10 protein-coding genes are annotated in these 7,712 nt (G+C 70.1%); 7 read left to right on the top strand and 3 right to left on the bottom strand.

Features of this window, described 5'->3' with window-relative positions:
• From ACRDSQ_RS29860 to ACRDSQ_RS29870, 3 genes are all read left to right on the top strand, one after another.
• Nucleotides 1-129, top strand: a 129-nt coding sequence (locus ACRDSQ_RS29860; protein ID WP_431425683.1) for a DAK2 domain-containing protein, incomplete at its 5' end; no start/stop codon positions are given.
• Nucleotides 130-193: 64 nt separating this feature from the next.
• Nucleotides 194-868, top strand: coding sequence for a dihydroxyacetone kinase phosphoryl donor subunit DhaM (dhaM, locus tag ACRDSQ_RS29865; protein WP_431425671.1), 675 nt, complete (start codon nt 194-196; stop codon nt 866-868).
• A 107-nt stretch (nt 869-975) separates the two neighbouring features.
• The gene (locus ACRDSQ_RS29870; RefSeq protein WP_431425672.1) at nt 976-2,751 is read left to right on the top strand and encodes a 3-hydroxyacyl-CoA dehydrogenase family protein; all 1,776 of its coding nucleotides are present in this window, start codon (nt 976-978) and stop codon (nt 2,749-2,751) included.
• 55 nt (nt 2,752-2,806) lie between these two features.
• Here ACRDSQ_RS29870 and ACRDSQ_RS29875 read toward each other — a convergent pair whose 3' ends face one another.
• Nucleotides 2,807-3,016: an FmdB family zinc ribbon protein gene (locus ACRDSQ_RS29875; protein ID WP_431425673.1), complete on the bottom strand. Its 210-nt coding sequence runs from the start codon at nt 3,014-3,016 to the stop codon at nt 2,807-2,809.
• Nucleotides 3,017-3,060: 44 nt separating this feature from the next.
• Here ACRDSQ_RS29875 and ACRDSQ_RS29880 point away from each other — a divergent pair, with 44 nt between their 5' ends.
• From ACRDSQ_RS29880 to ACRDSQ_RS29890, 3 genes are all read left to right on the top strand, one after another.
• Entirely contained in the window at nt 3,061-3,363 is a 303-nt protein-coding gene (locus tag ACRDSQ_RS29880; RefSeq protein ID WP_431425675.1) for a hypothetical protein, read from the top strand.
• Between the two features lie 79 nt (nt 3,364-3,442).
• The gene (locus tag ACRDSQ_RS29885) at nt 3,443-4,120 is read left to right on the top strand and encodes a hypothetical protein (protein WP_431425676.1); all 678 of its coding nucleotides are present in this window, start codon (nt 3,443-3,445) and stop codon (nt 4,118-4,120) included.
• Nucleotides 4,121-4,136: 16 nt separating this feature from the next.
• Nucleotides 4,137-4,880: an alpha/beta fold hydrolase gene (locus tag ACRDSQ_RS29890; RefSeq protein WP_431425677.1), complete on the top strand. Its 744-nt coding sequence runs from the start codon at nt 4,137-4,139 to the stop codon at nt 4,878-4,880.
• Nucleotides 4,881-4,906: 26 nt separating this feature from the next.
• Here ACRDSQ_RS29890 and ACRDSQ_RS29895 read toward each other — a convergent pair whose 3' ends face one another.
• Nucleotides 4,907-5,941, bottom strand: coding sequence for an adenylate/guanylate cyclase domain-containing protein (locus ACRDSQ_RS29895; RefSeq protein ID WP_431425679.1), 1,035 nt, complete (start codon nt 5,939-5,941; stop codon nt 4,907-4,909).
• A 142-nt stretch (nt 5,942-6,083) separates the two neighbouring features.
• Between ACRDSQ_RS29895 and ACRDSQ_RS29900 the strand changes: the two genes are divergently transcribed.
• Nucleotides 6,084-7,277, top strand: a complete 1,194-nt coding sequence (locus ACRDSQ_RS29900; RefSeq protein ID WP_431425681.1) for an RNA-guided endonuclease InsQ/TnpB family protein — start codon at nt 6,084-6,086, stop codon at nt 7,275-7,277.
• A gap of 39 nt (nt 7,278-7,316) precedes the next feature.
• On the opposite strand, the gene ACRDSQ_RS29905 is transcribed toward ACRDSQ_RS29900, so the two are convergent.
• On the bottom strand, nt 7,317-7,712 hold a 396-nt coding region (locus tag ACRDSQ_RS29905; RefSeq protein ID WP_431425682.1), incomplete at its 5' end, for a universal stress protein.

Consider the following 7,712-nt stretch of genomic DNA (forward strand, 5'->3'; position numbering starts at 1 on the left):
GAGTCGACCGTGCCCCTCGTGGCGCGCAAGGGACGGGCCTCCTACCTGGGCGAACGCAGCGCGGGCCACCTCGATCCGGGCGCGCGGTCCTCGGCTCTGCTGTTGCGATCTTTCGCGGATTCGACATGAGTGGGGTGGGGCTGGTCGGCGCTTGGTCTTCTGCGCTGTCGCGGCATCTATCGGTGGAGTCGACATGAGCCGGGTCGGGTTGGTGATCGTCTCCCACAGCCGACGGCTGGCTGAGGGGGTCGCGGAGGTGGCGGGGCAGATGGCGCCCGACGTCACCATCGTCGCCGCGGGTGGTCTCGACGGCGAGCTGGGCACGGACTTCGAAGCCGTCGCCCTGGCCCTCGAAGGCGCGCAGAGCGGTGCGGGAGTGGTGGTGCTCTACGACCTCGGCAGCGCGAAGATGGTCGCCGACCTGGCCGTCGAGATGCTCGGCGACCCGGACTCCGCCGCGGTGGTCGACGCCCCGCTCGTGGAGGGCGCCGTCGCCGCCGCGGCCGCCGCGCAGGGTAGAGCTGACCTCGACGGGGTGCTCTCCGCCGCCGCGGGTGCGATGGCGGAGTTGATACCTGACGAGTCCGACACCACCGAGGGTGTCGAAATCCTGCTCACGAACGACGTCGGCCTGCACGCGCGCCCAGCCGGGCTGCTCGCCCGGGCCCTCGCCGGTGTGGATGCCGAGGTCACAGTCACTTTCGGCGGCCGGGCCGCGGACGCGCGAAGTGTGCTCAGCCTGATGGGTCTCGGCGCGGCCGGTGGTGACCGGGTGCGTGTCGCGGCAACCGGAGCGGAAGCCGACGAAGCCATGAGGAGGGTCGCTGACCTGGCCGAACGCGGTTTCGAGGACCCCTCACCCGGGTGAGAGTGGCGCAGTTCACCTGGCGATCCCCTGGTCGCGTGGCATCATCAGCACACGATGTTACTGACAGGTAGCATCTGTTGTGCTTTCCGGTGACTGCGGAGGTAGCTGTGGCGCGTGAGTTCTCCACCGTTGGTGTTGTCGGGCTCGGGACCATGGGCGCGGGCATCGCCGAGGTACTGGCCAGGACCGGTGTCCAGGTGGTCGCGGTGGAGGTCGACGACGCGGGCATCGAGCGCGGACGCGGCCACATCGAACACTCGACGAGCCGTGCGCTCGCCAAGGGCAAGCTCGACGAGGCCGCCCGCGACGAGCTGCTTGGCCGGGTCACCTACAGCACCACGCTGAAGGACCTCGCGGGCGCCGACCTGGTGATCGAGGCGATCCCCGAGTCGCTCGAACTCAAGGCGCGCGTGTTCGCCGAGCTGGACACCATCGTCGGCCCGGACACCATCCTCGCGTCCAACACCTCGTCGCTGTCGATCACCGAGATCGGCGTGCACACCGGCCGCCCCGGCAAGGTCGTCGGCCTGCACTTCTTCAACCCGGCGCCGGTCCTCAAGCTCACCGAGGTCGTCAAGACCGTCGTGACCGAGCCGGACGTCGTCACCGACGTCGTCGCCTTCGCCGAGCGCCTGGGCAAGGAGCCGGTCGTCATGGGCGACCGCGCGGGGTTCATCGCCAACGCGCTGCTCTTCGGCTACCTCAACCACGCTGTGTCGATGTTCGAGACGAAGTACGCCACCCGCGAGGACCTCGACGCCGCCATGCGCTACGGCTGCGGCTACCCGATGGGCCCGCTGGCGCTGCTCGACCTCATCGGCCTCGACACCGCCTACGAGATCCTCGAGACGATGTACGCGCAGTCGCGCAACCGGCTGCACGCGCCCGCCCCGATCCTCAAGCAGATGATCACTGCGGGCCAGTTGGGCCGCAAGACCGGCAAGGGCTTCTACACCTACGACGCCCCGGACTCGCCCAACGTCGTCGCCGACGCCCACACCCCGGCCGCCGGCGGCGACGCCGGAGTGTCCACTCGCGACGTCCAGCGGGTCGGCGTGGTCGGCACCGGCACGATGGCCACCGGGATCGTCGAAGTCTTCGCCCGCAAGGGTTTCGACGTCGTGCTCCGCGCCCGCAGCGCCGACAAGGCCACCGCGGCGATCGGCAAGGTGCGCAAGTCGCTCGACCGCCAGGTCGCCAAGGGCAGGCTCGCCGAAGAGGAGCGCGACGCGATCCTCGGCCGCATCAGCCCGGCCGTCGAGTTCGAGGAACTGGCCGACTGCGACCTCGTGGTCGAGGCCGTCGCCGAGGAACTCGCCATCAAGCAGGCCGTCTTCGGGGCCCTCGACGAGGTCCTGAAGCCGGGCGCGATCCTGGCGACCACCACCTCGTCGCTGCCGGTCATCGAGTGCGCCGCGGCGACCTCGCGACCGTCCGACGTGGTCGGCCTGCACTTCTTCAACCCGGCGCCGATCATGAAGCTGGTCGAGATCGTCGAAACCATCTCCACCGCCGAAGACGTCGTCGCCACCGCGCACGCCCTGTGCGAAAAGGTCGGCAAGAAGCCGGTCCACTGCGGCGACCGCGCGGGCTTCATCGTCAACGCGCTGCTGTTCCCGTACCTCAACGACGCGATCAAGATGCTGGAAGCGCACTACGCCGACGCCGACGACATCGACACCGCGATGAAGGTCGGCTGTGGCCTGCCGATGGGCCCGTTCGAACTCCTCGACGTCGTCGGTCTCGACGTGTCACTGGCCATCGAACGCACGCTGTACAACGAATTCCGCGAAGCCGGATACGCCCCGGCCCCGCTGCTCGAACACCTCGTCACGGCAGGTCGCCTGGGCCGCAAGACCGGCAAGGGCTTCCGTGATTATTAGGATTTAGTGATGTCGACATGGCGCCGGCCCGCCCATCGAGCGGGCCGGCCCCGCGTCAACCGCAACAGCCTCCGCCGCCGCAGCCGCCGCCGGACTGCGGGGCCTGGGATGTGGCGGTGGCGCCGGAGAGGCCTGCCATTTTCAGGAGCTTCACCGTGTCGGCGTGGCCCTCGGGGCAGGCGGCGGGGTCGGACGACTCGGCCATGGGGCGTCGCACGTCGAAAGTCGATCCGCACTCGCGGCAGCGGAACTCATAAGTGGGCACCCGCACATTCTGCCTCACCGGGCCGCGCGGATACGGTGCTCACCGTGCCCCGCCGCAACCGACCCAAGTACGCCATCGGCGACGATCCCCGTCCGCTGAGCGGCGGACTGGCCGCCCAGCGGCGCGAAACCGCCCACGACGGCGACTGGCTGGTCCGCAACGTCCCCGGGGCACACGCGACGAAGATGTACCGGTGCCCGGGATGCGACCACGAGATTCCCGTCGGCATGGCCCACGTCGTCACCTGGCCCGCCGACGACTACGGCTCGGTCGAGGACCGCAGACACTGGCACCAAGCCTGTTGGGCCGCGCGCGGCCGTCGCGGTCCGGCTTCGCGGAGGCGCTGACCCGACCGGGTGATCGACTTCACCGCCGTCCTGGGGGTTTGGCTGGCGGTGACGGCCCCGCATGCGCTTGCATTGACACATGGACGACCGCTCGCTCCCGTGTCCTCGGCCCTGGCTCGCCGCGGACGGAACCGCTCAACCCTCCGGCACACCATCAGGCGCGGCGTGCGCGGCGACGGTCGACGGCGTCGCGGGCCTGCTGATCCCCGCCCGGCAGGCCAGGATCGCGGCGGGCATCGTCCTGATCATCGTCGGTCTCGGCCTCGGCGGGCTCGCCGCGCTGCTGATCATCCGGGGCGGCGTGGGTCCCACGGTCGGCGCGGTCGTGCTCGGAATCCTCGCCGCGCTGCTGCTGGCCGCCGGTTTCTTCGCGCTCAAGCGAAAGCAGCGGATAGTCGGGATCCTGCTCACCCCCGACCACATCGCGCTGACGTGGGTGCACCCCGTGGTTCGAGTGCCGTGGCAGGGCATCACCGAGATCCGGCCGCTGAGCCTGCGCATCGGGCGGTCGCGCACCGGGCCGAGCCAGAACTACCTGGGCGTCGTCTCCACCGAGGCGGCCTCGGCCGACACCCGGATGCGCAAGGTGGCCGCCAAATTCGGCCGCGACGTCGCGTGCGCGGTGCCTATGCGGAACATGGGCATAGACCAGCTCGTCGTCCTGCACACCCTGCGGTTCTACCTGGACAACCCTGACGCGCGCGCCGAACTCTCCGGTGAGGACGCGGTGCGGCGGGTCCGCGAAGGCCGCTTCTGAGGTCCACAATGGCGGCGTGCACCTCACCGACACCGGCTCCGGCACCCCCGTCGTCCTGCTCCACGCCTTCCCGCTGGACTCGCGCATGTGGGACCCGGTCCGCGAGGCGCTCTCCAGGGTCGTCCGGCTGATCACCCCCGACCTGCGCGGCTTCGGCCGGTCCCCGGCGGGAGACGCCGAACCCTCGGTGGAGACCCTCGGCCAGGACGTCATCGACCTGCTCGACGAACTGGGGCTCGACCGCGCTGTGGTCGGCGGCTGCTCGATGGGCGGCTACTGCGCCATGGCCGCGCTGCGGGCCGCGCCCCAGCGGGTCTCGGGGCTGCTGCTCATCGACACCAAGGCCACGGCCGACACCGAGGAGGCGGCCGCCAACCGGCTCAAGGTGGCCGACCGCGCCGAGGGCGAGGGGACCGCGCCCTGGCTCGCCGACACGATGCTGCCGATGCTGCTGGCCGACCAGGCCTACGCGGGCACCGTCCGCGAGCTGATGGAGTCGCAGAGCCCCGCCGCCGTCGCATGGGCGCAGCGCGCCATGGCGGCGCGCATGGACTCCTGCGACACGCTGCGGTCCGCGGGCGTCGACACCCTCGTCGTGCATGGCGCGCTCGACAAGCTGATGCCGGTGCCGGTGGCGCAGGAACTCGCCGAGCTGACCGGCGGCGAGCTGCAACTGCTGCCCGACACCGGCCACCTGCCGTCGATCGAATCCCCGGGGGCCTTCCTGGGCGCGGTCACACCCTGGCTGGCCAAGCGCTAGGCAACGCGTAAAGGACTCCGAGGCGGTCAGCGGCGTTTGCGGCGCGGGCGCTCGTCGGGCACAAGATCGATGCTGGGCACCTTCGACTCCTCCGAGCGGCGCAGCACCGCGCACTTGAGCCTGCTGAAGCCGCGCACCGACACCGGCCGCCTGCTGCGCACCGTGTACGCCGCGACCCCCGTCAGTTCGTCCGCCAGCCCGCGGTCGATCATCACCGTGCCCGGCCGGGCGACCCCGGTGAGCCGGGCGGCGATGTTGACCGTGGAGCCGTAGACGTCGCCGAAGCGGTTGAGAACCCGGCCGTAGGCCATGCCCGCGCGCAGGGCGGGCAGGTCCGGGTCGGCCTCGGCGGCCTCCAGCAGCCGCAGCGCGATCTCCGCGCCCTGGTGCGGGGAGTCGGCGACGAACAGGACCTCGTCGCCGAGCATCTTCACGATGCGGCCGTGGTTGTCCGCGACGATCTCCGCGGTCATCCCGTCGAAGCGGTCGACCATGGTGACCAGCTCGGCCTCGTTGGCGCGGCGGGTCAGCGTGGTGAAGCCGACCATGTCGGCGAACCCGACGACCTCGTTCTGCACCTGCAGCTGCTCACCCGGGCTGGCCAGCGCGCGGCCGGCGTAGGCCGCCAGGTGCCTGCGCCAGGCATAGTTCTGCATGCGCTCCAGGTCGGGCACCAGGCGCTCGATGAACCGGCCCAGCTGGCGCTCGTCGGAGACCAGCTCGGGGTTCGCCGAGAGGATGTCGGTCATCAGGTGGACCTGCCACTCGGCCAGCCGGGAAAGGTGCTGGCCGAGCATCCGCGCGGTCGCCGTGGTCATCTCCGGCTCGATGATGCCCGCCAGCATGAGTTCCTGCGTCATCCGCAGGGCCTCGACGTCGCTGTCGGTGAACACCACTTCGTCGTCGCCGACGGTGGCGAAGCCGAGCGCCCGCCACAGCATGACGGAGCGGTCCAGCGGCACGCCCGCCTTCTCCCGGACCTGCTGACGGGTGTAGCGGCGCTCGCCGCCGAGGAGGATCTCCTCGACCTGCCGCTGCGCCGCCCCGAACTCCTCGGTCACAAGGTCCTCCCGAGGGCGGTCCGGTGTTGACCGGTGAGAGGTATCACGAGCGGGTCGCCCGCCAAGGTCCGTGTGTGCCGTGGTCTGCCGGGTCTCACCGGTGTCTCCAGGTTCTGTCGGTGGTGCTCGTTAGGTTGTCGGCATGTCCCGTTTTCGTCTTCAACCGACGCCTGCTCAGGAGCGGATGTTGTTGGCGCATTGTGGGCATGCCCGGTTCGTGTGGAATCTCGCCGTGGAACAGCACGCGCACTGGCGGCCGGGACGCAGGGCAGCCCCGGGGTACACCGAGCAGTGCCGTCAACTGACGCAGGCTCGCGCGGTGAACCCGTGGTTGGCTGCTGGATCGGTGATCGTTCAGCAGCAGGCGTTGAGAGATTTCGGCCAGGCGATGGCGAACTTCTTCGGCCGAACCCACCGGCGGCCAACCTGGCGCCGACGTGGGCGCAGTGAAGGATTCCGGATCGTCGCGGTCAAACCGGGCGATGTGCGCAGGGTTTCCCGCAACGTCGGTGAGGTCACGGTGCCCAAGATCGGCTGGGTCCGATTCCGGTGGTCGCGTGCGGTCACCGACGGTGTGAGGTCCTACCGAATCACCCGTGATCGGGCGGGGCGTTGGCATGTGGCGTTCCCAGTCGTGCCCGAGCCCATTACTGGACCTGGCACTGGTGCGGCGGTGGGGGTGGACCGAGGGGTCGTGGTGTCGGCGGCGTTGTCCACTGGGGAACTGCTCAACGTGCCCGCACTCCGCAACAGTGAGAAGGCGCGCCTGCTGCGGCTGCAGCGCAAGCTCGCCCGCGCCAAGCGCGGCTCCACGCGGCGCGACAAGATCAAGACTGCCATCGCGAAGCTCATGGCCCGAGAAACCGACCGACGCAAGGACTGGGTCGAGAAGACCAGCACCCGGCTCGCCCGAGACTTCGACCTGATCGGCGTCGAAGATCTCAAGATCAGCGATATGACTCGGTCGGCGAGGGGCACGCTTGGCGCGCCCGGTCGGGGTGTGCGGCAGAAGGCCGGCCTGAACCGGCGCATCCTCGCCAACGGGTGGGGGCAGCTCGTGACCCGGCTGGAGCAAAAGGCCCCGGAGCGAGTGGTGAAGGTTGACCCGTATTACACGAGTCAGCGTTGTTCGGCGTGCGGGATCGTGGATCGGGAGGCGCGCGAGAGCCAAGCCGTCTTCCGATGCCGATCCTGCGGTCTCGCCTGTAACGCCGATGTGAACGCGGCATTCAACATTCGAGACGCGGCAGGGCATGCCGTGGCTGCACGGGGAGGCCCGCCGTTGGGCGGGCCTGCGAACCGTGAACCTCAACACGACCTCTTCCTCGTGGGGTAGTCGCTGTTGTAATCCCCCGGCTTCAGCCAGGGGAGGATGTCAAGTCGTGTGGACGATGAGCACGTCGACAGTCGACTTGCGCGCGGCCTCCGACGGCACCGAGCCCAGGATGCGGCCCGCGAGGGTGTTGAGGCCCCGGTTGCCGATCACCAGCAGGTCGGCGTTGTGCTCGTGCACGACCTTGGTCAGCGCGGGCACCGGGTCACCGTCGACGACCACGGTCTTGACCTTGGTCGCGCCCGCGCGGGCGGCCCGCTCCGCGGCGGTGCGCACCGACTCCTCGGCCGGGTTCGAGCCGACCACCTGGTACGCGACGTCGGCGCCCAGCGAGTCCTGAGCCCGTTCCACGGTCCGGGCGCTGGCGGGCTGGAAAGCACAGGCGATCACGAGCGTCGCGCCCGTGTCACCGGCGATCGCGGCGGCGCGATCGACGGC

The sequence above is a fragment of the Actinokineospora sp. genome, from assembly GCF_050699995.1.
Lineage (GTDB): Bacteria > Actinomycetota > Actinomycetes > Mycobacteriales > Pseudonocardiaceae > Actinokineospora.

What these genes read in the sequence shown, in the direction of transcription:
- ACRDSQ_RS29900 (WP_431425681.1), top strand. Translation starts at nt 6,084, where the DNA reads ATGTCCCGTTTTCGTCTTCAACCGACGCCTGCTCAGGAGCGGATGTTG.
- dhaM (WP_431425671.1), top strand. Translation starts at nt 194, where the DNA reads ATGAGCCGGGTCGGGTTGGTGATCGTCTCCCACAGCCGACGGCTGGCT.
- ACRDSQ_RS29885 (WP_431425676.1), top strand. Translation starts at nt 3,443, where the DNA reads ATGGACGACCGCTCGCTCCCGTGTCCTCGGCCCTGGCTCGCCGCGGAC.